Annotated in this window: 27 protein-coding genes; 11 read left to right on the forward strand and 16 right to left on the reverse strand. The window is 63.3% G+C overall.

Features of this window, described 5'->3' with window-relative positions:
- Positions 1 to 153: 153 nt before the first annotated feature.
- Genes BKG76_RS18345 through BKG76_RS18370 form a run of 6 tightly spaced genes read left to right on the forward strand, consistent with a single transcriptional unit; the run spans position 154 to position 5,545 of the window.
- Positions 154 to 1,476: an NAD(P)/FAD-dependent oxidoreductase gene (locus tag BKG76_RS18345; RefSeq protein WP_070938855.1), complete on the forward strand. Its 1,323-nt coding sequence runs from the start codon at positions 154 to 156 to the stop codon at positions 1,474 to 1,476.
- A complete protein-coding gene (locus BKG76_RS18350; RefSeq protein ID WP_070938856.1) occupies positions 1,473 to 2,210 on the forward strand; it encodes a DUF1365 domain-containing protein in 738 nt (245 codons plus the stop codon). The genes BKG76_RS18345 and BKG76_RS18350 overlap by 4 nt, the downstream gene beginning before the upstream one ends.
- Positions 2,207 to 3,481: a class I SAM-dependent methyltransferase gene (locus tag BKG76_RS18355; protein ID WP_070938857.1), complete on the forward strand. Its 1,275-nt coding sequence runs from the start codon at positions 2,207 to 2,209 to the stop codon at positions 3,479 to 3,481. Before BKG76_RS18350 ends, BKG76_RS18355 begins: the two co-directional genes overlap by 4 nt.
- Positions 3,478 to 4,263 carry a DUF1295 domain-containing protein gene (locus BKG76_RS18360; RefSeq protein ID WP_070938858.1) on the forward strand — a complete coding sequence of 262 codons (786 nt, stop codon included), beginning with the start codon at positions 3,478 to 3,480 and terminating at the stop codon, positions 4,261 to 4,263. The genes BKG76_RS18355 and BKG76_RS18360 overlap by 4 nt, the downstream gene beginning before the upstream one ends.
- 32 nt (positions 4,264 to 4,295) lie before the next feature.
- The gene (locus tag BKG76_RS18365) at positions 4,296 to 4,841 is read left to right on the forward strand and encodes a sigma-70 family RNA polymerase sigma factor (RefSeq protein WP_070939355.1); all 546 of its coding nucleotides are present in this window, start codon (positions 4,296 to 4,298) and stop codon (positions 4,839 to 4,841) included.
- Positions 4,838 to 5,545 (forward strand): anti-sigma factor, encoded by a 708-nt coding sequence (locus tag BKG76_RS18370; RefSeq protein ID WP_070938859.1) that lies wholly within the window; start codon positions 4,838 to 4,840, stop codon positions 5,543 to 5,545. Before BKG76_RS18365 ends, BKG76_RS18370 begins: the two co-directional genes overlap by 4 nt.
- Positions 5,546 to 5,574: 29 nt before the next feature.
- Here the strand turns inward: BKG76_RS18370 and BKG76_RS18375 are convergent, their stop codons facing one another.
- Positions 5,575 to 5,955, reverse strand: a complete 381-nt coding sequence (locus BKG76_RS18375; RefSeq protein ID WP_070938860.1) for a DUF5997 family protein — start codon at positions 5,953 to 5,955, stop codon at positions 5,575 to 5,577.
- A 28-nt stretch (positions 5,956 to 5,983) separates the two neighbouring features.
- Between BKG76_RS18375 and BKG76_RS18380 the strand changes: the two genes are divergently transcribed.
- Complete coding sequence (locus tag BKG76_RS18380; protein ID WP_070938861.1) at positions 5,984 to 6,697, forward strand: LysR family transcriptional regulator substrate-binding protein; 714 nt, start codon at positions 5,984 to 5,986, stop codon at positions 6,695 to 6,697.
- Positions 6,698 to 6,718: 21 nt separating this feature from the next.
- Here the strand turns inward: BKG76_RS18380 and BKG76_RS18385 are convergent, their stop codons facing one another.
- The gene (locus BKG76_RS18385) at positions 6,719 to 7,180 is read right to left on the reverse strand and encodes a CDGP domain-containing protein (RefSeq protein WP_131815826.1); all 462 of its coding nucleotides are present in this window, start codon (positions 7,178 to 7,180) and stop codon (positions 6,719 to 6,721) included.
- Between the two features lie 207 nt (positions 7,181 to 7,387).
- Between BKG76_RS18385 and BKG76_RS18390 the strand changes: the two genes are divergently transcribed.
- Complete coding sequence (locus BKG76_RS18390; RefSeq protein WP_070938863.1) at positions 7,388 to 8,125, forward strand: maleylpyruvate isomerase family mycothiol-dependent enzyme; 738 nt, start codon at positions 7,388 to 7,390, stop codon at positions 8,123 to 8,125.
- Here BKG76_RS18390 and BKG76_RS18395 read toward each other — a convergent pair.
- The 3 genes from BKG76_RS18395 to BKG76_RS18405 are packed head-to-tail and all read right to left on the reverse strand — an operon-like array spanning position 8,111 to position 10,857.
- Positions 8,111 to 8,749: a YoaK family protein gene (locus BKG76_RS18395; protein WP_070938864.1), complete on the reverse strand. Its 639-nt coding sequence runs from the start codon at positions 8,747 to 8,749 to the stop codon at positions 8,111 to 8,113. The genes BKG76_RS18390 and BKG76_RS18395 overlap by 15 nt on opposite strands.
- Positions 8,750 to 8,779: 30 nt before the next feature.
- A complete protein-coding gene (locus BKG76_RS18400) occupies positions 8,780 to 9,973 on the reverse strand; it encodes an NAD(P)/FAD-dependent oxidoreductase (protein ID WP_070938865.1) in 1,194 nt (397 codons plus the stop codon).
- 29 nt (positions 9,974 to 10,002) lie between these two features.
- Positions 10,003 to 10,857 carry an SDR family oxidoreductase gene (locus BKG76_RS18405; protein ID WP_070938866.1) on the reverse strand — a complete coding sequence of 285 codons (855 nt, stop codon included), beginning with the start codon at positions 10,855 to 10,857 and terminating at the stop codon, positions 10,003 to 10,005.
- 174 nt (positions 10,858 to 11,031) lie between these two features.
- Here BKG76_RS18405 and nrdF point away from each other — a divergent pair, with 174 nt between their 5' ends.
- On the forward strand, positions 11,032 to 12,006 hold the full coding sequence (nrdF, locus tag BKG76_RS18410; RefSeq protein ID WP_070938867.1) for a class 1b ribonucleoside-diphosphate reductase subunit beta: 975 nt from the start codon (positions 11,032 to 11,034) through the stop codon (positions 12,004 to 12,006).
- A gap of 148 nt (positions 12,007 to 12,154) precedes the next feature.
- Positions 12,155 to 12,484, forward strand: a complete 330-nt coding sequence (locus BKG76_RS18415; RefSeq protein WP_070938868.1) for a DUF3349 domain-containing protein — start codon at positions 12,155 to 12,157, stop codon at positions 12,482 to 12,484.
- On the opposite strand, the gene BKG76_RS18420 is transcribed toward BKG76_RS18415, so the two are convergent.
- From BKG76_RS18420 to BKG76_RS18455, 8 genes are all read right to left on the reverse strand, one after another.
- A complete protein-coding gene (locus BKG76_RS18420) occupies positions 12,485 to 12,979 on the reverse strand; it encodes a hypothetical protein (protein ID WP_070938869.1) in 495 nt (164 codons plus the stop codon). It abuts the gene before it with no gap.
- A 43-nt stretch (positions 12,980 to 13,022) separates the two neighbouring features.
- Positions 13,023 to 14,474, reverse strand: coding sequence for an LLM class flavin-dependent oxidoreductase (locus BKG76_RS18425; RefSeq protein WP_070938870.1), 1,452 nt, complete (start codon positions 14,472 to 14,474; stop codon positions 13,023 to 13,025).
- Positions 14,475 to 14,530: 56 nt separating this feature from the next.
- On the reverse strand, positions 14,531 to 15,571 hold the full coding sequence (locus BKG76_RS18430) for an NAD(P)-dependent alcohol dehydrogenase (RefSeq protein WP_070938871.1): 1,041 nt from the start codon (positions 15,569 to 15,571) through the stop codon (positions 14,531 to 14,533).
- 45 nt (positions 15,572 to 15,616) lie between these two features.
- Positions 15,617 to 17,512, reverse strand: a complete 1,896-nt coding sequence (locus tag BKG76_RS18435) for an ABC transporter ATP-binding protein/permease (RefSeq protein ID WP_070938872.1) — start codon at positions 17,510 to 17,512, stop codon at positions 15,617 to 15,619.
- Positions 17,513 to 17,604: 92 nt separating this feature from the next.
- Positions 17,605 to 18,081, reverse strand: a complete 477-nt coding sequence (locus BKG76_RS18440; protein WP_070938873.1) for a nitroreductase family deazaflavin-dependent oxidoreductase — start codon at positions 18,079 to 18,081, stop codon at positions 17,605 to 17,607.
- On the reverse strand, positions 18,059 to 18,676 hold the full coding sequence (locus BKG76_RS18445) for a TetR/AcrR family transcriptional regulator (RefSeq protein WP_070938874.1): 618 nt from the start codon (positions 18,674 to 18,676) through the stop codon (positions 18,059 to 18,061). The genes BKG76_RS18440 and BKG76_RS18445 overlap by 23 nt, the downstream gene beginning before the upstream one ends.
- A gap of 58 nt (positions 18,677 to 18,734) precedes the next feature.
- Entirely contained in the window at positions 18,735 to 19,604 is an 870-nt protein-coding gene (locus BKG76_RS18450; protein ID WP_070938875.1) for an EamA family transporter, read from the reverse strand.
- Positions 19,601 to 20,173: a TetR family transcriptional regulator gene (locus tag BKG76_RS18455; protein ID WP_070938876.1), complete on the reverse strand. Its 573-nt coding sequence runs from the start codon at positions 20,171 to 20,173 to the stop codon at positions 19,601 to 19,603. The genes BKG76_RS18450 and BKG76_RS18455 overlap by 4 nt, the downstream gene beginning before the upstream one ends.
- A gap of 37 nt (positions 20,174 to 20,210) precedes the next feature.
- On the opposite strand from BKG76_RS18455, the gene BKG76_RS18460 reads away from it, so the two are divergent.
- Positions 20,211 to 20,627 (forward strand): hypothetical protein, encoded by a 417-nt coding sequence (locus tag BKG76_RS18460; protein WP_070938877.1) that lies wholly within the window; start codon positions 20,211 to 20,213, stop codon positions 20,625 to 20,627.
- Between the two features lie 10 nt (positions 20,628 to 20,637).
- Here the strand turns inward: BKG76_RS18460 and BKG76_RS18465 are convergent, their stop codons facing one another.
- The 3 genes from BKG76_RS18465 to BKG76_RS18475 form a co-directional block, all read right to left on the reverse strand.
- Positions 20,638 to 21,111, reverse strand: coding sequence for an SRPBCC family protein (locus BKG76_RS18465; RefSeq protein ID WP_070938878.1), 474 nt, complete (start codon positions 21,109 to 21,111; stop codon positions 20,638 to 20,640).
- A 134-nt stretch (positions 21,112 to 21,245) separates the two neighbouring features.
- Positions 21,246 to 21,758: a nitroreductase/quinone reductase family protein gene (locus tag BKG76_RS18470; RefSeq protein WP_070938879.1), complete on the reverse strand. Its 513-nt coding sequence runs from the start codon at positions 21,756 to 21,758 to the stop codon at positions 21,246 to 21,248.
- The gene (locus BKG76_RS18475) at positions 21,755 to 22,033 is read right to left on the reverse strand and encodes a YciI family protein (RefSeq protein WP_070938880.1); all 279 of its coding nucleotides are present in this window, start codon (positions 22,031 to 22,033) and stop codon (positions 21,755 to 21,757) included. The genes BKG76_RS18470 and BKG76_RS18475 overlap by 4 nt, the downstream gene beginning before the upstream one ends.
- Positions 22,034 to 22,038: the final 5 nt, after the last annotated feature.

A 22,038-nucleotide genomic window follows, 5' to 3' on the forward strand; every position in this document is an offset into this window, starting at 1 on the left:
GCACTTCGGGGGGGGCATGTGTGCGGCTCTGTACTAATTCGGAGCCGAAAGTCCTCCGGATGGGTCGGCTGCGTAAAAGGCCGAGCCCGCGCCGAGGCGCCGTCCGAGAGAGGCAATACCCATCCGCGGGCCGGTTTACTCCGAATACGGGGTGTGAGTGAGATATCTGGCCCCGGCGGGGCACGGTCGGTCGCCGTCATCGGCAGTGGTGTGGCCGGATTAACCGCAGCTCACGTGCTCTCTGCCCACGACCGGGTCTCGTTGTACGAGGCCGATGGGCGTTTCGGGGGCCACGCTCACACTCAGTTCGTCGACGCCGGCCACGGTGCGCCCACTGCGGTCGACACCGCATTCCTGGTGCACAACGACCGGACCTATCCCACACTGTGCCGATTGTTCGACGAACTCGGCATTGCCACCGCCGAGACGGATATGTCGATGTCGGTGCGCGATGACAGCACTGGGCTGGAATACGCCGGCGCCAGGGGCGTGCGCGGCCTCTTTGCGTCGCCCGCGACGGCGAATCCTCGCTATCTGTGGATGCTGGCAGAGATCAAGCGGTTTCATCGCCACGCCCGCCGATTGCTGGCTGCCCCAGAGGCAGACGACAAGGCTCTGAGTCTCGGGGATTTTGTTCGGCGGCTGGGTTTCTCACAGTTCTTCCGCGGCCGCTTCCTGACACCACTTGTGGCCGCCGTGTGGTCGTGCCCGCCCGGGCAGGCCATGGCGTACCCGGCGCAATACCTGTTCAGATTCCTGGACCATCACGGCATGCTGTCGGTATTCGGGTCGCCGCAGTGGAAAACAGTCACCGGGGGTTCGCGCACATATGTCGATGCCGTGGTGCGCGGCCTGCACGAGGCGTTCACCGGTTCCCCTGTCGCCCAGGTCAGAAGGATTCCCGAGGGCGTTGTGGTGACGGCCGCGGGGCACCCGCCGAAGGTGTTCGATGCCGCCGTGATCGCGACGCATCCCGATCAGGCGCTGGCTCTGCTGGCACAGCCCACCGCTGCCGAGCGTGCGGTGCTGGGAGCCATTGGCTACGTGAGCAATTCCGCGCAACTACACACCGACGAGTCGCTGTTGCCGCGATATCCACACGCCCGCGCGTCGTGGAACTATCTGTGCAGCGGCGGCGCCCAAGGCGTCGTGGTGACGTATGACATCACCCGGTTGATGAGATTGCCCGGCCCGCGCCGGTTTCTGGTCACTCTCGGCGGCGAGCATCTGGTAGCCCCCGGGACGGTACTTGCCGAAATGACTTACCAGCACCCGGTCTATACGTCGCAATCCGTTGCCGCCCAACGCATACTGCCACGCCTCAACGATGGCCGCATCACGTTCGCCGGTGCGTACCACGGATGGGGTTTCCACGAGGACGGTGCCGCCTCGGGCCTACGCGCCGCACAAGCACTGGGCCGGGACTGGCCGGTTGATGCGGCCGGTCGGTGCGAGCATCGCGTGGGAGCACGATGAATTCGGCGACGATGGTTCCCTGCCTATACCGCACCCGGATCATCCATGTGCGGCGTTCGCCGGTGACACACCGGTTCGCCTATCGTGGCTACTGCTGGTACATCGATATCGACAAACCGCCGCGCCTGCCCTTCGGTCTGCGCACCTTCGCCAATTTCCAAGCACGGGACCATCTCCAGGGAGATGTCGACGACACGCTGCGCCAACGCGTGGACCGGTTCTTGGCCTCGCACGGGGTAGGACTGGGCGGCGGTACGGTCACCGCACTGCTGCAGGCGCGGGTGTTGGGGTACGTCTTCAACCCGCTGAGCCTGTACTGGTGCCACGACCGCCAGGGCGACCTCGCCCACATCATTGCCGAGGTCCACAACACCTACGGCGGACGGCACGCATACCTGCTGCCCCCGACCGCCAATTCCACAGTGGACAAACAGCTTTACGTATCGCCATTCAACGGCGTCGACGGGCGATACCGAGTTCGTGCTGCCCGCCCCGGCAAGACGTTGAACATCAGTATCTCGCTGCAGCGCAGCGGCCAGCGGCCGTTCTTCGCCGCGGTGCGCGGCACCCGGCGCCGGGCCCGAGTCGGTGAACTGTTGTGGTTGCAGGCCGTCGCGCCCCTGGCGCCACTCATGGGTGCGCTGGCCATCCGTAAAGAAGGGATCAGGCTGTGGTTGAAAGGGCTACCGGTGGTAGAGCGCACATCTGCACACGAGAGGGAAAGGAGAGCGTGAACGGTCATCTCGACGGCGCCACTGCCGATGTGCGCGATATCAGATCGCATCGCCGGTTGCATATCGCGCCGGTTCCTTCCGGGCCGCTTGCAGCGGCACGAGCGGTAGTGGCTGATAAGCTGCTGCGCCGTGCGGCCGCGCGGCTCCCGGTGCGGGTGTTGTACCCGGACGGGTCTGTTGTGGGGGCAGCAGATAGGTCCCTGCCCACCATGAGAGTTCGGCGGCCGACGGCACTGGCACGACGTCTAGGTCGCTCCGGCTTGATTGGATTCGGTGAGGCCTACATGGACGGAGACTGGGATTGCGACGATCTGGCAGGCTTTCTCACCCCGTGGGCAGCATCGATGGGGGAGTTGATTCCCCCTATCTTGCAACGCTTCCGGCATCTTGCCGTGCCGCGCGTCCCGCAAGCTCAGCGCAACGAGCCACCACAAGCCCAGCGCAATGTTGCGCATCACTATGACTTGTCGAACGACTTTTTCTCCCTGTTCCTGGACGAGACGCTGACTTACTCGTGTGCTCTGTTCGACCACATCCCGGGCTCAGCAGAGAGGCTGTTGGATGCCCAACACCGCAAGATCGACCGCTTGCTGGACCACGCACAAGTAGGCCCCGACACCCGAGTTCTCGAGATCGGTACAGGTTGGGGGCAATTGTGCTTATCGGCCGCCGCGCGCGGGGCGCACGTTCGGTCGGTCACTTTGTCGAGCGAGCAACAGAAACTGGCACAGCAGCGGGTGCGAGCCGCCGGGCTGTCCGACCGAGTGCGGATAGAGCTGTGCGATTATCGAGACGTTCAAGGCCAATACGACGCGATCGTGTCGGTAGAGATGCTCGAAGCGGTCGGGTTCGATTTCTGGACAACGTACTTCCAAACCATCGACCGATTGCTTAGACCGGGCGGCCGGCTGGCCCTTCAAACCATCACCATGCCCCACGAGCGGATGGTGGCCAGTCGCAACACCCACACCTGGATACAGAAGTACATTTTCCCTGGCGGCCTACTTCCCTCGGTGCGGGCAATCACCGAAACGACCACTGATAGAACGCATTTGCGGACCATTGAGACAATGTCCCTGCGGCCGCACTATGCCGAGACACTGCGGTTATGGAGTCAGCAGCTGGCGGCTCGGCGTGAGAGCGTGTTGGCGCTGGGATTCGACGACGCGTTCTATCGAATGTGGCAGCTGTATCTGGCGTACTCGGAGGCCGGGTTTCGATCCGGGTATCTCGATGTCCACCAATGGATTTTCCAGCGAGGTCGACAATGAACTTCTTCACCGTGATGGCGTGTTCGCTGTGCGCTGTGGTGGCCGTGCACAGTGTCACTTTCCTGATCGGCCACCGCATCGGGCGCTACAACGTGGTCGACGTCGCGTGGGGCCTTGGGTTCATCGCGGTGGCCGCGGTGTGCACCGTATTCGGTGGCGGTGACCGGCAGCGCCAGCTTCTGCTGCTCGCGCTGGTCGGTATATGGGGTGCCCGGCTCTCATGGCACATGTTGGTGAAATCGGCTGGGAAAGGCGAAGATCCGCGGTACCGTGATCTGCTGGGTGGCGATTTCTCGGTGCCGCATGTGTTGCGCAAGATCTTCGTCATCCAGGCGGGCGCTACGTGGTTGGTATCCCTACCCATCCAACGCTCAGCCGTTGAAGGACCAACCCCCGAGTCGCTGCGTCCCGTGGTAGCCGTCGGTATCGGGTTATGGCTGCTTGGAATGCTTTTCGAAGCAGTGGGTGATTTTCAGCTGCGCCGTTTCAAACAGGATCCAGCCAACAAGGGCAAGATCATGGAGCAGGGACTGTGGGCCTGGACTCGGCACCCGAATTATTTTGGCGATGCCTGCGTGTGGTGGGGGCTCTGGTTGATCACGATCACCGGTTGGCAATCGTTCGCAACGGTGCCTTATCCGGTGCTGATGACCTACTTCCTCGTTTACGCCACTGGGGGTCGCCGCACCGAGAAGGCAATGGCCGGGCGGCCCGGATTCGCTGACTACCAACGCCGGGTTTCATTTATCCTGCCACGTCCCCCGAAACGCGAATCGTCATGAACAATCTCCGCGATGCGTTTAGGCTCACGGGCGTGCCTGGCGACCTGGATGCCCTGTTGCGCAATGTCGCCGACCGCGATACCGCGGCATTCGCCGCGCTCTACGATCACACCCGCTCGCGCGTGTACGGGCTGGTGCTGCGGGTATTACGGGATCCTGGCTATAGCGAAGAGACAACGCAAGAGATCTACCTACAGATCTGGCGTTCAGCCCAAAGCTATGACCCGACCGCCGGATCGCCTCTGGCTTGGATCATGACGTTGGCTCATCGCCGCGCCATCGACCGCGTGCGCTCGGAGCAATCTGCGGCCGACCGCGAGTCGCGCTACGGCGCCACCACTGTCGAGCGTGCCGCCGACCAGGTCACTGAATCGGTGATCCGTAACGAAGAGCAGCGGCAAGTCACCGAATGCCTCGAAACACTCACTGATACGCAGCGCCAATGCCTGCATCTGGCGTACTACGACGGTTTGACTTATAACCAAGTCTCGCAACGGCTTGCCGCGAATCTGGCAACCATAAAATCTCGGATGCGTGACGCGATCAAAGCGCTGCGCCGATGCCTGGGGACACCATGACCGAACCCAACGACCTCATCACCGCCGCCACCCCATACGCACTGCATGCGCTGCCCGACGATGAACGAGACCAGATCGACAGGTGGCTGTCAGTCGGCGCCGCCGAACAAACCCTCTCCTTTACCCAGGAAGTGCGCGCTACACGGGAAACGATGGCGGCCCTGGCGGCAAGCACCGCGGTTGAACCTCCGGCCCGGCTTCGCCCGCGACTGCTCAAGATCGTGGCCCGGGACATCCAAAGAGATTCCGGGGCAATAGATGTCAACCGCTGGAGAGCGCCTCTGATCGCGGTGGCGGCCGCCACCGCTATCGGGCTGGCGGCAGCTGGGATCGGCACTATTCTGCGGCCTCCGCCTCCGACCGCGCAGCAGGTCTTCACCGCAACCGACGTGCGGACCGTCACCGGTGACATCCCCACCGGCGGTACGGCAACTGTTGTCTATTCGCGGCAGAAGAACACGGCGGTGTTGGTGATGAACAATGTGGCGCCACCACAACCCGGCACTGTTTACCAAATGTGGCTGATCGGCGACAGCGGGCCGGAGTCAGCGGGAACCATGGATGCTCAGGCCGTGGCACCGTCGACGACAGCGGTCATACCCCGACTCAACGACTCCACCGCACTGGCATTCACCGTCGAGAAAGGCCAGGGTTCGGCCTCGCCGACGGGCCCGATCATCGCGAAACTGCCGCTGAACCAGTAGCCGACGGGCAGCAGTTGATCTCTAACGGATCAACGGGCCTTGTCCGCCCGCAGCGCCTTCACGCGTCGCTCCTCACGGAGCACGTTCTGATAGCTCTCGCGTTCCGCGACCAGCCACTCGGGCTTCTCCTCGAGCAACTCGTTGATCTGCTCGGTGGTGAGCGGACCATCGACGCCGCCGCGCGCGAGACCGGAGATCGAAACACCAAGCTTGGCTGCCACGAGGTTCTTCGGGTGCGGCCCGTCCTTGCGGAGGTCCTTGAGCCACTGCGGTGGGTCAGCCTGCAGCGCCGCGAGCTCGGCGCGGGTGATCGGGTTCTCCTGGAACTCTGTGGGTGTCGCTTGCAGGTACACGTCCAGCTTTTTCGCCGCGGTGGCGGGTTTCATGGACTGCGCGTTGGGCCTGCTCATGGGTTCAGCTTATCGGTAGCCTGAGGCGGTGACCTCGCCCTCACTCACCCTCGGGTACGTCCCGGGTGGAACTCCTGCGAAGTGGGCACGAATCTGGGCCGAGCGTCATCCCAAGGCCCCACTGCGGTTGCGCGCCGTCGCGGCGGCAGATGCGGCCGACGCGCTGCGGGACGGCACCGTGGACGTCGCGTTGCTCCGGCTGCCGGCCGACACATCTGGACTTGCCGTCATCCCTCTCTACGAAGAGATAACGGTGGCAGTGGTGCCCACCGATCACCTGCTCAGTGCCGTCGACACGATCACCGCCGCAGACATCGACGGCGAACCGGTACTGCTCCCACTCGACAACGTCCTCTTCTGGGTGGGCGCTCCCGGCATTCCGGTCGATCACCGGCCCGAGACCACCGAGGACGCAATAGAACTCGTCGCCGCAGGGCTGGGTGCGCTTATCGTTCCGCAGTCGCTGGCACGGCTGCATCACCGCAAGGACCTCACGTACCGTCCAATCACTGACGCACCCACATGCCCTGTCGCACTTGCCTTCCTGGAAGGGCAGCAGCCAGCCCTGGTCGAGGAGTTCATCGGAATTGTGCGGGGTCGCAAGGCCGATTCATCGCGAGGGCAGACCGAGCCTGCACCGAAACGTACGGCGCGGGAAAAGACCCTCGCCAAGCAGGCGGCCCGTGCCGCCGCGGGCAAGGTCGCCCGCAAGCCGGGACGGACCGAGCGCGGTCGACGCTGACGCCTATGGCCGCGTAATCAGCTAGGCGTCTTCCGAAACCGGCTCCGGTGGGGCAGGCGCAGGTGTGGGTTCCTTGGGCGCTGGCGGAGCCGGTGCGGGGTCAGGCATGTGCCCTGGCTCGTCGGTGGGCACGGTGTCTGCGCGCAGATCGTAGGTTTCATCACTGTCGACTCTGTCCGGCACCTGGCCGCCTGGGTAGTAGGTGCAGTCGGTGGTGCCCCAATAGCCGCTGCTGTAGCAGCTGCTGCTTGGGTTGCGATAGTGGGCAGGAATGCCGATGACCTTGCGCCGCGTCCAGGACCCATCTTTTCGGATTGGCTGGTCGCAGATCTCGCGCTTCAGCGAGCCCAGGAAGCCCCAGGGGACCTGCTCGCAGTTGGGCGGATTATCGGCGTTGGCGGCGGGCGCCTGGATAGCGGCAGCGCTGAAGACCATTCCTAGCCCGAGTAGAAGGCGCGCACAGCGGGCACGGCGGATGTTCATAGGACTCCCCCTGGAGGCTCACAGTAAAAAGACAGACTGAACTTACTAGAAGTAAATCGATTGACAAGTGGTATTTTCGGACTAGGGATCGCCGGGTAATCACCCCGCTGACCACGCTGTTTTGTTGAACGCCGAGTGCAAATCTCACGACTCTCTTCGGCCCGAAACCGTCGCGAGATTCAGGCCCGGCGGTGGTATGACTAGTCGGTGACGCCTGATCAGTGGCTCGAAGCACTACGCAAAGGGGCGGCGGCCGTGGCTGCGACCCCGCCCGAGTACCTGGACCGTGACGTACCGTCTTGCCCGGGTTGGACGGCGCGCGACGTAGTGGCTCATCTTGGGGGAGTACACCGCTGGGCTGTGGGAGTCCTTGTCGGGCAAAAGGTTCCATATGCAGACGTCGACCCGGATGCCCCGGCGGGGGAGCAGATCCTCGGTTGGTACTCCGAGCGTGCCGACAAACTTGGCGCTGCATTGACGTCGAAGGACATCGATACGTCAACGAAATCACTGTTCGGTGAGCGGCCGGTGCGGTTCTGGTATCGCCGGCAGGCGCAGGAAGTGGCCGTGCACCGCTGGGACATCGAGCACGCCTATCGCGGCTGGGATGCTGACCCGATCGATACGGCGCTGGCCGCGGACGGCATCGCAGAGTGGTCAGAGCTCTTCACGCCCAGGCTCCTCGGGCGTGGCGGCGGCACGCCGCAAGATCTTCAGGGAGCGCGGATACTCCTGCGGGCCAATGACGGCGGCGGGTCGTGGCTGTTGCGTGCCGACACGGGCAGCATCGGTATCGTGGACGACGACGCCACAGTGGACGCCACGATTACGGCATCCACCTCCGATCTGCTGCTGGCACTATGGCACCGAGTTCCGTTGTCACGCTTGACGGTCGAAGGCGGAAGCGCTCAGGTGGAGCGGGTGCTGGATCTAGTCCGGATCTAAAACCGCAGGGATCGACCGCTGCACCAGCCACGTGGTGAACGTGGCGATAGCCAAGAGCACCAAGCCAATCCACAGGGCGTCCAGCCCGATGCGGTGATATGTCGCGGCGCCTAACACGGCGCCGATCGTCAGCCCGGCCCACAGCGTGACGTAACGCAGCCACACCCAGCGAGGGCCGCCGAAGAACGCGTCGACCAGCCGTTGTCCGGCCTTCACCACCGTGCCGGTGATGTAGGTAAGGCCAACCTGGACCTCACCGGAGCGCTGGAAGACCGAGTTCATGGCGCCCATCGCCAACGCGGTGACAAGTAGTGCCGCCACACCGGCCCCCAGTTCCTGGGTGATCGCGGCTGCGGCAACAGTTGTCGAGGCGACGGCCAGCACGGCCACTCGCTCGTGTTCACCGCTGACGCGTGAGGCGATCGCGCCGACCATCACGCCGATGAAGAACATGCCGATCAAACCGGCTGCCTTATACGCGGATTCCCACTGTTGGGTGGCCGTGGACGCGGCCATTCGGGTCGTGTTACCGCTCATGAAGGACAGGAAGTACCCACCCAGATGCACAAAGCCGATCGCGTCCAGAAAGCCTGCGACAGTGGACAATCCGGTGGCGAGCACCATCTCCCGCCGACGGATTGACCACACGACAGATCAGTGCTTGTGGCCGGGGCCCTGAGCCCGCTTGTACAAGGTCTTGAGCATGTTGTCGCGGAAAGTCGCGTTGTCCATCAGCTTGATGCCCTTGTCGCATAGCCACGGATTGCCCAGGACCCGGTGCATGATGCGGCCGCGCCGGTATTCCCGGCCCCAGGCGTCGTTCATCCGCTGCTGGTAGTTGGTGAAGTCTTGCGGACCGGCATTCTGCAATGCCGCCACCGCGCATTCGCCTGCGGCCAAGCCGGATTCGAGCGCCTTGGAGATACCGGCACCACTGACCGGCTTACCCGCGCCCAGCGCGTCACCGGCGAACAGCACACCGGGCCGCCAGGGTGGCCACGCGGTGAATCCCATGGGCAGGCGCCAGGCGCGCACACCCTTGTTCTTGCGCAGTTCGGCAAGATCGGGCAGCTCCCACTCGCGTGGCAGCTTCTTCATGTAGGTGTCGAGAACCTGTGCGGCGTTGACGTCCTGCCACTTCTTGTAGCTGTTGACGTACCCGATGCCGATATTGATTCGTCCGCCGCCGAGTGGGAAGACCCAGCCGTATCCGATCAACGCGTCATGCTTGTGGTGCAACCGCAGGTCGATGTCGAGCATGTTGGAGTCTTCACGGTTGGCCTCCATCTCGGCGCGGATCGCAATCGCGGTGTATCCCTTGACCTCCGAGTCGATGTTCATCGCGCGCTTGACGGGGGAGTAGGCACCGTCGGCGACGATCACCGCGTCGGCCGAGATGGTCTCACGCGATCCATTGGCGGTCTTGACCTCAATGCCCTTGACCAGATCGCCATCGCCGATCGGACCGACTGCCTCGGTGGACTGGCGCACTTCGACGCCCGCGGACTCGGCGTGCTTGAGCAGCAGGGTGTCCAGCTCGGGGCGGCGCACCACATGCCCGTGATTGGGCATGCCGGGACGCTTGGGGAAGGTGAGTTCCCACACGCTGCCGCTGTCGACGCGCACACCGTCGACGCGATGGAACTGGGCGACCTCATTGGCCAGACCCATCTTCTGCAGGTAGCTCACCGCGCGGGCGGTCAACCCGTCGCCGCATGGCTTATCCCGCGGGAACTCGGCCTTGTCGACGAGCACCACGCTGGCGCCCGTACGGGCGGCCTGCCAGGCCGCAGATGACCCGGCCGGGCCCCCGCCGACTACCGCAATGTCGTAGTGCTTCTCGCTCACATATCAAATAGTAAGGGCCGCGAGCGGGTCTATTCGCCGTCGGGTTTGGTCACACCCAGGCTCGACCCGGCACGGTTCTCGTACGCGCTGCGTGCGTTGGTATCGATATCGAGGAACACGCGGTCGGTTCCGGCCTTCTTACTCATGAATCGGCGCACCGTGGTGGGCAGCGAATTGACGATCGTGGTCACCGCGCCGAGCGGCTTCGGGACCGTGACCTGGACACGCGGTTTCTCGATGATCCGCACCACGGCCGCGGCGATGTCTTCGGGTTCGACGGGTTTCTGCGCACCGGTCGAATCAGTGCCCGCGATGAGTTCGGTGTTGGTAAAGGTCGGCAGTACGGCGCTGACCTGGACTCCTTGCGGTGCGAACTCGTCGCTCAGCGCGCGGGACAGGCCGACGACGCCGAACTTGGACGCGTTGTATACCGCCATGCCGGGTGCCGCCATGAGGCCGGCCACGGATGCGATGTTGACGATCTGGCCGCCACGGCGTGCCACCATCTCGGGAAGCGCCAGGCGACACCCGTTGATGACGCCGTAGAGATTGACCTCCAGCATCGAGCGGATCGCGCCGTCGCTCGTGGCCAGGAACGGGCCGATCGGCATGACGCCTGCATTGTTGATGAGAACGTCGACCGAGCCGCCGGCGCCGGCGGCCTCCAGGAATCGCTTGAATGAGGCCGGATCGGTGACATCTACCGGATGGGCGTCGACGTTTCCTTCTTCTTTGAGGCCCTCGACGGCGGCTGCGAGCGCCTCGACATCACGGTCGCCGATGACCACCCGCGCGCCCCGGCGCAGCAGTGCGGTGGCGGTGGCGTAGCCGATACCGCGCGCGGCACCGGTAATGGCGATGTTCTTGCCCGTGATTTTGTCCATGACCACGGACTTTACATGTGTCAAGTTTGCGTCACTAGGGATTCTCGGGATTCGGCTCGACACGCTTAACCACAACACGTTGTGTTGCGCCATGATGTCGGCCCCCAGGGGTAGTGTCTGTTCCACAGTCAGCGAATCCCGCGAATCTGTTTGACGTTCTCCAGGAGTGGTCTCGTGAGTGAAAAACTTAAGCTGGTCAGCCGGGTCTCGGCGATCAACTGGAACCGGGTTCCCGATGAGAAGGATGCCGAGGTCTGGGACAGGCTCACCGGTAACTTCTGGCTGCCCGAAAAGGTGCCGGTATCCAATGACATCCCGTCGTGGAACACCCTCACCGATCACGAAAAGCAGTTGACAATGCGGGTTTTCACGGGCCTGACGCTGCTGGACACCATTCAGGGCACCGTCGGCGCGGTCAGCCTGATCCCCGATGCGATCACTCCACACGAAGAAGCGGTGTACACCAACATCGCGTTCATGGAGTCGGTGCACGCCAAGAGCTACAGCTCGATCTTCTCGACGCTGTGCTCCACGCGGGACATCGACGACGCGTTCCGGTGGTCGGAGGAGAACCCGAACCTGCAACGCAAGGCCGAGATCGTCATGGAGTACTACCGGGGTGACGAGCCACTCAAGCGCAAGGTTGCCTCGACCTTGCTGGAGAGCTTCCTGTTCTACTCCGGCTTCTACCTTCCGATGTACTGGTCCAGTCGCGCCAAGCTCACCAACACCGCCGACATGATTCGGCTCATCATCCGCGATGAGGCCGTGCACGGGTACTACATCGGCTACAAGTTCCAGCGTGGTCTGGAGCGCGTCGATGAGGCCAAGCGTGCAGAGATCAAGGAATACACGTACGACCTGCTCTACGAGCTGTACGAGAACGAGACCGATTACACCGAAGACCTTTACGACGAGGTCGGGCTCACCGAGGACGTCAAGAAGTTCCTGCGCTACAACGCCAACAAGGCCCTGATGAACCTGGGTTATGAGGCGCTGTTCCCGCGCGAGGAGACCGACGTGAACCCGGCGATCCTGTCGGCGCTGTCACCGAACGCCGACGAGAACCACGACTTCTTCTCCGGGTCGGGTTCCTCGTACGTCATCGGCAAGGCCGTGAACACCGAAGACGAGGACTGGAACTTCTGACGTCCGTATCTGCTCAACAGGCGCTTAGTGCGCGCAAATCGCAGGTCAGGCGTGCACTAAGTGTCTGTTCACCGGGCACAAATGAACGACCGGTGAACTGTGCTCATGTCACCTCGCGCTGTGAACCTGCTGCGGGGACACTATTACCGTGACGAGCACATCGATTATTGGTTCGATTGTTTCCTGGCTGTCTGCGGGATACCCGGAGGGCGTTCCCCCGACCGATCGGTTTCCGCTGTTGGCGCTGCTGCGCCGCACGCTGACCGAGGAGCAGGTCAAGGAAGTTGTCGCCAAGCTGACCGACCCCCAGTCGGCCGCTCAGGTCGATGGTGTGGTGAGCAAGGACGAGATCGAGAAGTTCATCTCGGATGTGACCAAGGATGAGCCGACCACTCAAGACATTTCGCGTGTCGCCTCGCGCCTGGCAGCCGGCGGCTGGCCGCTCGCGGGTGTGGACGCCACCGCACTCAACGCGTAACTAGAACGCCCAGTTGCGTTCTGGGCTCATCACGAATCCGTGTGTCTGGGACGATGAATTGAGGACACACGCCGTAGTCGCCGGTTCCACAACGGCGCAGACGACATCTGCCGTCATCTGGATGGTGTGATTGGTAGGCAGTTGCCGTACGCCAGTGGGACTCTCGGCGACCGGGCTGGCGTAGATCGTCGCCGGTAGATCGTCTCTGCGTGCGTAGGTGCTCATATCGAGGATCGCACGATTCGAGCCGACCGTTGTCCCAGCGCATCCCACGCTGTAGTAGGGGTATCGGCCGCGCCCGAAACAGACCAGTCCATCGGGTGTGATGAATGAGTGTCCGGTGTAACTGCGGTGCTGGTCTGCGTCAACGGCAGGCAGACCGCTGAGGTCAGGGAAGCTCGGTGGTGGTTGGGCCGCAGCGGGCGAGGGGCTCGTGGGCATCAGGCACAGCATCGCCGCGCAAGCGATGAGCAGGCGCTGCGCCCCCTTCGGCATACACGGAAATCTACCTCTGCGGGCAGTGACCGGTACAGGAGTTCTATCGCCCGGACGTAGGCGCCGGCGCCGTGGACCCCGATGACGACGGCACGGTGGATGGCCGATCGATGATCGTCGAGAGCGGGCCACCGATACGGTACTGGGCGCCCCGATGTTCCTTCGGTAGGCGATCGCCGTTGCCCAGCAGCTTGTGCCGCAATGTTCCTGGCGTATAAGAATTTTGATAGGCGCCACGTGCGGTCAGCACCGGTACCACGTACTCGATGAAGTCCTCGAAGGTACCGGGTGTAATCGCGTAGGCCAGGTTGAAGCCGTCGACATCGGTTTCCTCCACCCACTCCTGCAGGGTGTCTGCCACCTCGGTGCCGGAGCCGACGACACGTGGTCCCATCCCGCCGATCTCGCCCCACTCGGCGATATCTCGCACCTTCCATTCCCGGCCGTCGGCGGTGGCGGCCTGGAATGCCGCGACCGCCGACAGGATGGCGTTGGAGTCCACGTTTCCGATCGGTTCATCGAGGCCGTAGCGGGCCAGGTCCACGCCCATCCAGCCGGACATGAACACCAGCGCGCCCTCGGCGCTGCCGTAACTCAACAGCTCGCGGTGCTTGGCATGTGCCGCTTCGGAATTCTCTGCGGTGACCACCGTCGTGAGGTTGAATATCTTGGCGGAGTAGGGATCTCGTCCGGCAAGCTCCAGTTCGCGACGGATCGTGCTGACCGTCTGGCGCAACAGCTCCTTGGTGGGGGCCGCGGTGAACACCGCCTCGGCATTCTCCGCGGCGAAACGCACCCCGCGCGGGGAGGAGCCGGCCTGATAGATCACCGGAGTGCGTTGCGGTGACGGTTCCACCAGATGCACCCCGGGAACGGTGAAATGCGTTCCCTCGTGGCCGATGTGGTGCACCTTCTCGGGATCGGTGAAGACACCACGCGCGGCATCGCGGACGACCGCGTCGTCCTCCCACGAGCCTTCCCATAGCTTGTAGAGCACCTCGAGGTATTCATCGGCGTGGTCGTATCGCGCATCGTGCGCGGGCTGGTCGGTTTGACCCATGTTGCGGGCCGCGGCGGGCAGGTACCCGGTGACCACGTTCCATCCGACCCGCCCGCCGGTGAGGTGGTCGAGGGTGGATAGCCTGCGCGCGAACGGATATGGATGCTCGAATCCGGTACCCGTGGTGACGCCGAAGCCGAGGTGTTCGGTGACCAGCGCCATCGCCGAGACCAAGAGCAGGGGATCGGCGACCGGGATCTGCGCGGCCTGTCGGATGGCCGCCTCATCGCTGGCGTCGTAGATGTCGTAGGTGCCGAGAACGTCGGCGATGAACAATCCGTCGAAACGGCCGCGTTCGAGCAGCTTGGCCAGGTTCGTCCAATAGGACAGATCCTTATACCGCCAGGACTGGTCATCGGGGTGCCGCCATAAGCCGGGGGATTGGTGTGCAACGCAATTCATGTCGAACGCGTTGAAACGGATGACGCGTGTCATCCCCTCAGCATCGGCACCCCGACGACATCAGTCACCGGTTGTACTCGGGATGAAACTTACAAAGTGGCGGTGTCGATTACGAAGCGGTACCGCACATCGCTGGCCACCACACGCTCGTAGGCCTCGTTGATGTATGAGGCATCGATGACCTCGATCTCCGAACCGATGCCATGCTTGGCGCAGAAGTCAAGCATCTCTTGGGTTTCCGGGATACCGCCGATCAACGAACCCGAGATGCTGCGCCTGTTGGTCAGCAACGGGAAGCCGGGGACCTCGATGGGGTGCTCAGGCAGGCCCAGCTCCACCAGGGTGCCGTCGACACCCAGCAGCCCCAGGTACTTGCCCATGTCCAAGTTCGAGGACACGGTGTTCAGGATCAGGTCAAAGCTGTTGCGCAGCGACTTGAAGGTGTCCGGGTCGGCAGTCGCGTAGTAGTGACTGGCGCCCAGGCGCAGACCGTCTTCCATCTTCTTGAGCGACTGGCTCAGCACCGTTACCTCGGCGCCCATTGCCTTGCCCAGCTTTACGGCCATGTGGCCGAGGCCGCCGAGTCCGACGACGGCAACGCGCTTGCCCGGGCCCGCGTTCCAGTGCCGCAGGGGCGAGAAGGTGGTGATACCGGCGCACAGCAGCGGGGCCGCTGCGTCCAGGGGGAGGCTGTCGGGGATACGCAGCACGTAGTTCTCGTCGACGACGACCGCCTGGCTGTACCCGCCCTGCGTCTGGGTGCCGTCACGATCCTTGGCGCCGTAGGTGCCCACCATGCCGCGCTCGCAAAACTGTTCCAGTCCGGCGAGGCAGCTCGGACACTCACGGCAGGAATTGACGAAGCAGCCGACGCCGGCGTGATCGCCCGGCTTGAATTTGGTTACCTCGGAGCCGACCTCGGTGACAACACCGGCGATCTCGTGACCAGGGACGATGGGGTAGTTGGCGCGGCCCCATTCGTCGCGGACTGTGTGGATATCGGAGTGACAGATACCGGCGAACTTGATGTCGATGAAGACATCGTGCGGACCGACCTCACGACGCTCGATTGTGGTGGGGACCAGGGGGTCCTTACCGGATGTCGCGGCATACGCCGACACGGTGACCATATATGCATCCTTTTGCGATAGTTAACGAAGCTACCGATTGAAAGCCTACTCGGCCCCGCTTATTCCCGCCCCGATCGGTGATAGCTCCCAACGCCCCTCGGATTCCAGCTGAAGTTTCTGATTGTGGTGCTGATCGATGGTGCTGCGGTGGCCGACGCTGATGAGTGTGCAGTGGGGCACCTCGCTGCGCAGGAGGCGATAGAGCGAGAATTCCAGGCCCTCGTCCAGTGAGGATGTCGATTCGTCCATGAAGACCGCCTTGGGCTTGATGAGCAGGATGCGCGCGAAGGCGACACGCTGCTGCTCGCCGGGAGACAGCACCTTGATCCAGTCGGATTCCTCGTCGAGCCGGTCGACTAAATGGCCGAGAGCCACCTTGTCAAGAGTGGTGCGCAATTCCTCGTCGGAGAACGTCCCGGACGGCGCCGGGTAGCTCACCACGGCACGCAGATCGCCCAACGGCAGGTAGGGCATCTGCGATAAGAACAGCGTCTCGTATTCGCCGCCGGGACGGGTCCAGTCGCCGTCGGTGTACGGCCACAGCCCGGCCAGTGAGCGCAGCAGGGTGGTCTTGCCGCCGCCCGACGGGCCCTTGATCAGCAGTGCGTCGCCCGCGGCCAGACTGAGGTTGAGGTCGTCGATCAGACTGTCGCCGTTAGGCTTACGGACGTAGATGTTGTGCAGTGTGACGCCGTCTTCCTGGTCGCTGGGCTCCAGCATCGGCAGCTCGCGCGATTGTGCGTCGGCTTGTAGTAGGCCATCCAGGCGCATGACGGTAGCGCGATACGCGGCGAAGTTGTCATAGGCATTTCGGAAGAACGACAGAGAAGTTTGCAGTTGGGCGGATGCACTGGCGCTCTGGCTCACGTCACCGTAGGTGATCTGCCCCGCGATCAGTCGTGGCACCTGCAACACGGAGTTGAAAACCGCCGCGGTTTGTGACACCGCGAAGTTCCAGCCGGTGAAACCCATGCTCCGGTACACCAGCTGCCAGAAGTTGCCTATGATCGCGTCGAAACGTCCCTTGAGCTGCTTGGACTCGGCCTTTTCGCCGCGGTAGAAGGCGACGGCCTCCGAGGTGTCGCGCAGGCGTACCAGTGCGTAGCGGAACATGGCGTTGAGGCGTTCGTTGAGGAAGTACCTGCGGATCAGCGGACGTCCGATCCGGAAGGCGATCAGCGTGGTCACGATGACGTAGATATAGGTAAGAAACACCAGCGCTCTGGGCATTTCAAATCCGAAGATATTCAGCGGACCCGACAGATCCCACAGGATGATGGTGAACGACGGCAGTGAGATGCAGGCGTTGACGGCGCCGAATGCGAGATGCAGCGACGAGCTTTGCAAAGCCTCCGGCGCGCTCGACATGGCGACAAAGTTGTTGATATCAGCCTGAATTCGCTGATCCGGGTTGTCGATGGTGTTGTCGATGAATCGCGATCGGTAGAACGCCCGCTTCGACAGCCAATCCACGGAGATACGGTCGGTGAGCCACACGCGCCACCGAATGATGAACGCCTGCAACAGATAGAGGTCAGTTACAACGACCGCGATGTTGATCCCTGCCAAAAGGCAGAACCGCCGGATATTGAGCCAGAAGAATGCCTTGGCGTCCGGCATACCCTGGCCATCGCGCGCCAGCGCCTGGACGATGTACTGAATCGACGCTGACATGTCGTTGTAGTAATAGGTGAATACCACTGACAGGCGGACGTTCACCACGACGGAGAGCAGCACGAGCCCCAACAGAACCAAGCCGCCCCGCCCCGCACGGGTGGTGAAGTACTGGCCCGTGATGCGCCAGAATTGGCGTCCCCACTGGGTGAACTGAATGATCAAGAAGGCGATGATCACGAAGACCGCCGCGGTGAGCGGCCAGACCCAACCGATCCATACCAGCGATCGCCATAGCTCGGTTCCCCAGTCGGTCGCTGTCTTCATCGATCAATGTCCTCCGCATCCGTCACTATCTAGTTGTTCGCGGAGTGTACGGGCACAGACTGAGCACGTCCTGGCAAGCGGGAAGAGCCCCGCTAGGCGACGGGTACGAACCTTACGAAGGGAATGGCCTGGCCGACCTCGCGAAAGTCCTCCGCGGAGCCGTCGACCTCAAAACCCATCAGGCGGCTTAGTTGCCGTGCCGAACGCGGGTGTTTCATCGCGTAGTGCGCCATGAGCTCACCGCCCTCTTCGGTGGATAGCGTGATCGCCCGTGCCCGGTGGACCCGGGTGCCGACTTGCACGGTGACCTCGGGTGTCTTGCGAACATTCTTGTACCAGTCGGCCGCCGCGCCGAAGCCCGATGCCGCGATGATGCTGCCGTCGTCACGGTGTTCGACCACCTCAAGCGCGGCCTGACGGCGCTGACCGGAAGCCCGGCCGATATGCGTCAGCAGCATGATCCGCTTGCCCACCAGAAATCCGAGGTGGGCCCGGAAGAGCCTGATGGGCAGGCGCCACAGCAGGCGCTGGAATCCCGTTGTCGGATTAGGCTTTTGGAGCTTCTTCATGAGTTACCTCCTCGTCTAGAAGGCTTTTGAGTAGCGAAAATGCCTCGGCGGTCTCGATATGGGGATCAACGGAGTGGTGTAGTACGAGGCCGTCCATGAACGCGATGATCAGTGTCGCCATTCCGGTGGCTCGGCGGCGTGACCAGTCGGGGTGCCGCAGCCGGATGTGGTCGGCGATCTCGGCGCGTAGCTCTCTGAGTTTTGCGCCGAGCACGGCACCCAAAGCGGGCTCGCGGGTGGCGCCGGCGATGAGTTCCACCGCCAGCCGCATCGCGTTCTCGTCACCGGCGGTTTGGGGGAGTGCGTCGCGCATCGCGTCCAGGGCGGTACGGGTATCGGGTGAGTCCAGGAAGGTGGTTACCAGCGGGCTGATGACCAGCTCGCATGCGTGCCGGGTCACCGCGGCATGCAGTCCAGGAAGGCCCCCGAAGTGGTAGTGGATCAGGCCCGGGTTGGTCCCTGCCCGGGTTGCCACGGCGCGGGTGGTGATCGCTGGCCAGCCGCCCTCGCCGAGCAGCTCGATACCGGCATGGACCAACTGCTCACGGCGACGATCACCCCGTGCCGATATTGGTCGATCGGCCAAGTTAGTCATATGGCCAAATTATCACGACGTTCGCCGGGGCTGAACGGAAAGGTGCGTACGACGAGAATCAGGCGGTGCCGGTCACGCTCGGCGGTGAGTCCCGGCGCACGGCGACGGCCACCACGATCGCGAGGATGCCGAGTAGCTCTGGTGTGCTGGGAATCTGGTGCATGACGAGTACGCCGATCGCGGTTGCCGAGAGCGGTAGGAGCGCCAGCAACACTGCGAAGTAGCTTCGGCCCGCACGTCGCAAGATCACCTGGTCGAGCCCGTACGGGATGACATTGGACAGCACGCCCATGAGTAATCCGAGTACGAGGATGTGGGCGATCGGGATGTCCGCACGCGCGCCGGCGATTCCATAGGCCAGGACCGGTGCGGTCACGATCATGCCGACGGTGAAACCGACCGCCAGAGATTCGGCCGGATTGCCTTGTAAAGCAACGCGTTTTCCCAGAACTATGTACCCGGCCCAGAACAGCGCGGCGAGCAATGCGAATGCCATTCCCGCGGGTTTGGCGGCGAGCTGCACATCGGCGATCAGGAGCACACCGATGAGCGCCGCGAGCACCGAGAACGCTTCTCGGACAGAGCGAGAACCGATCGCCGCGACCGCGATGGGCCCCAGGAACTCGACGGCAACCGCAGTGCCGAGCGGCAGTCGATCGATGGCCAGATAGAACGACATGTTCATCAGCGCGGTGACCACCCCGAAGCCGCCCGCCCACCACAGGGCACGGCCCCGCCAGGCCGCGCGCCGCGGACGGGCGATGGCGAGGAAAACCAGTGCCGCACCGCATATCCGCAGCCAGGCCACGCTTGCGGGGTCGAGCCATCGGAACATGCTGACTCCGGCGGCCGCGCCGATGTACATCGATGTTCCGCTGATGAGCATGAGCGCGGGTGCGAGGAGCCGGTGGCGACCGCGTTCAGTCATCGTGATGCCAACAGCGCACGGACCGCCTCTGCCAGATCTTCTTCGAGCCATCCGGGTAGCGCGGGCATATGGCGACGTACTGCGGCATACGGCAAGTCGACCACGGCGCGCATGAGCCGGTCGCGCGATCGCGCGTCACCGCGGCGGTAGATGGTTCGCGTCAGATCCCGCATGGCGGTGAACAACGGTGCGTTCAGCTCGTCGAGGGTAGAACTCGCTTCGGCGCCAAGGACGTCGGCGCTGCGCAGGGAGAGCAGCAATCGGGCGTCATCGGGATAGGCGCGCGCGAACGCGGGCACCGAAAGCGCCAGTGCCACGGCGATTTCAATAGAGTCTTCGCCGGAATGTAGTGCGCGATTGGCGTGCTCGTGAAAACGTTCGACCGCGCGTAGCCATGTTGCCGACATGATCGCCTCGCGATTACCGAAACGGTGGTTCAGTGTTCCGGGCGGTGCGCCAGAGGCTCCGGCGATGGCTGCGATGGTTGCGGCGCGAGGGCCGCCATCGAGCAGCAGCGACCGCGCCGCGTCGAGAATGGCATCGCTGGTGTGTTTTCGTTCGGGCGCCATCTGGAATATTCGTCCTAGTTCTGGTAGACCATAAGATATGGAACATCTATCCTATATTGACGAGCATGCGATCCGCATCGACGCGCCGCGGGGCCGAGTGTGGGAGGGCCTGCAGGGCTACGTCGACGCGTTTTTGAGATCTGCTGAGCACAGTGCGCTCGGCGGATTGTTGGGTGCGCATCCGCGCGCGGGGTTTGCAGTCGACGGTGTGGAGCCCGAACATCGGCTGAGTTTGGCCGGACAACATCACTTTTCGCGATATGAGCTGGTGTTCGAGCTTGGTGAAACCCGTGATGGCGGTACCCAGCTGCGTGCGCAGACCTATGCGGACTTTCCGGGGCTGCGTGGTCGGCTCTATCGTGCGCTGGTGATCGGCACGCGCGGACACGTGTTGGCGACCAACCACATCTTGCGCTCGGTGAAGCGCCAGGCCCTCGGCTCGCGCCAGCGCTGAACCCGACTCGCTACGAATGTAATTCGCGCCGAGCCGATTCCGCGGCGAGGGCCCGCTGGAAGCTCCGGACAAATCCCACCTGTGTCTTCTTGAGCTGTCGCTCAAGCAGTCCCGGTAGTCGGATCTTGAGATCGAGGGAGATATCCGCGGTCAGCCGGGATTGTGGCTCATCGGATACGACGGTGAATCGGCTGACGTTGTGGCGCAGTGTTCTGCTTTCCACCAGCGTTAGTCGGCACCCGTCGGGAAACCACTGGTACTCGGTCAGGGAGTCGTCCGCGATCCCGAGTGTGGAACTCACTGTTCGCACCAGCCGTGGGGAGCCGTCGTCAAACGACTCGATGACGGTCATGGTGCTGGTGACTGGCGGCCATGCCGGTAGATGCGGGCGAAGCCAACCGTCGACGGATTCGACGTCCTTGAGTACCTCGAGGACGGTCTCCGGCCGTGCGGCGACGGCGATGTCGATGCGTTCCTGGATCACGTTCCATCCTTCCGCGGGCTGCGGGGAATGTTAGCCCAGAAGCGGAAGAATTGAGGCACTTATGCAACTTTTGCCACAAAGTACCTGTTAAAGACTGGTACCAGGGGTACGGATACTGTCCGTAACGGATAGCTTTAAGCGGCGCGCTCCAGGGCGAAAACCCTGATCTCCCGTCCGGTGCGGCCCTTGTATGCCGAGTACACCTCCAGCATCGCCTCGAAACGCCGGTAGTAGTCGTCGCGCTCGGGGCCCTCAAGGAGGGTTGCGACCACGTCGATGGTTTGGCCGGCCAGCGTCACCTTGGCGCGGGGATTGGCCAACAGGTTCGTGGTCCATGCCGGGTGCTTTTCCTGGCCGAAGTTACTGCCGACCAGGGCGATTCGATCCCCATCATGGAGGTAGAGCAGGGGCGACACCCGGGGCTGGCCCGATTTGCGACCCGTCGTGGTGAGCAGCAATGTCGACAACCCCAGCGGGCCCAACACGGTGTAGCGGCTGCCTGTGCGCTCCATCACCGCCCGGTCCAGCGGGGTCAGCTTGCGAATGGTCCACGAACCCGGCTTGGTGGCCGCGAACTTGGCGGCGATCCGGGACAGCGTGCTGTCGGGGTTGCCCCAACGATTCTCGGGAAAACCCAGGTCGCTCATGGGATTATCTCCGCCTTGCGGCCCGCGTTGAAGCCGGTTCGGGTGTACTCGGCAACCCCGGCCGCGGTGTAGGGATCGGCGGCGATCAGGGCCTCGGCCTGCTCGGCGCTGATGTCACCGGTGATCAGAATGCCGCCGGTACCGGCCTCGTTGCGGCCGCTGATCAGCAAGGTGCCGGCCGCGATCTCTCCGTCGAGCCACTCCAGATGTGCGGGGCGGACACCGTCCACGACATCGATCGGTTGGGTGTAGGTCAGCTGCAATACGTGGTACATGCCGG

Source organism: Mycobacteroides franklinii, assembly GCF_001853795.1.
Taxonomy (GTDB): domain Bacteria; phylum Actinomycetota; class Actinomycetes; order Mycobacteriales; family Mycobacteriaceae; genus Mycobacterium; species Mycobacterium franklinii.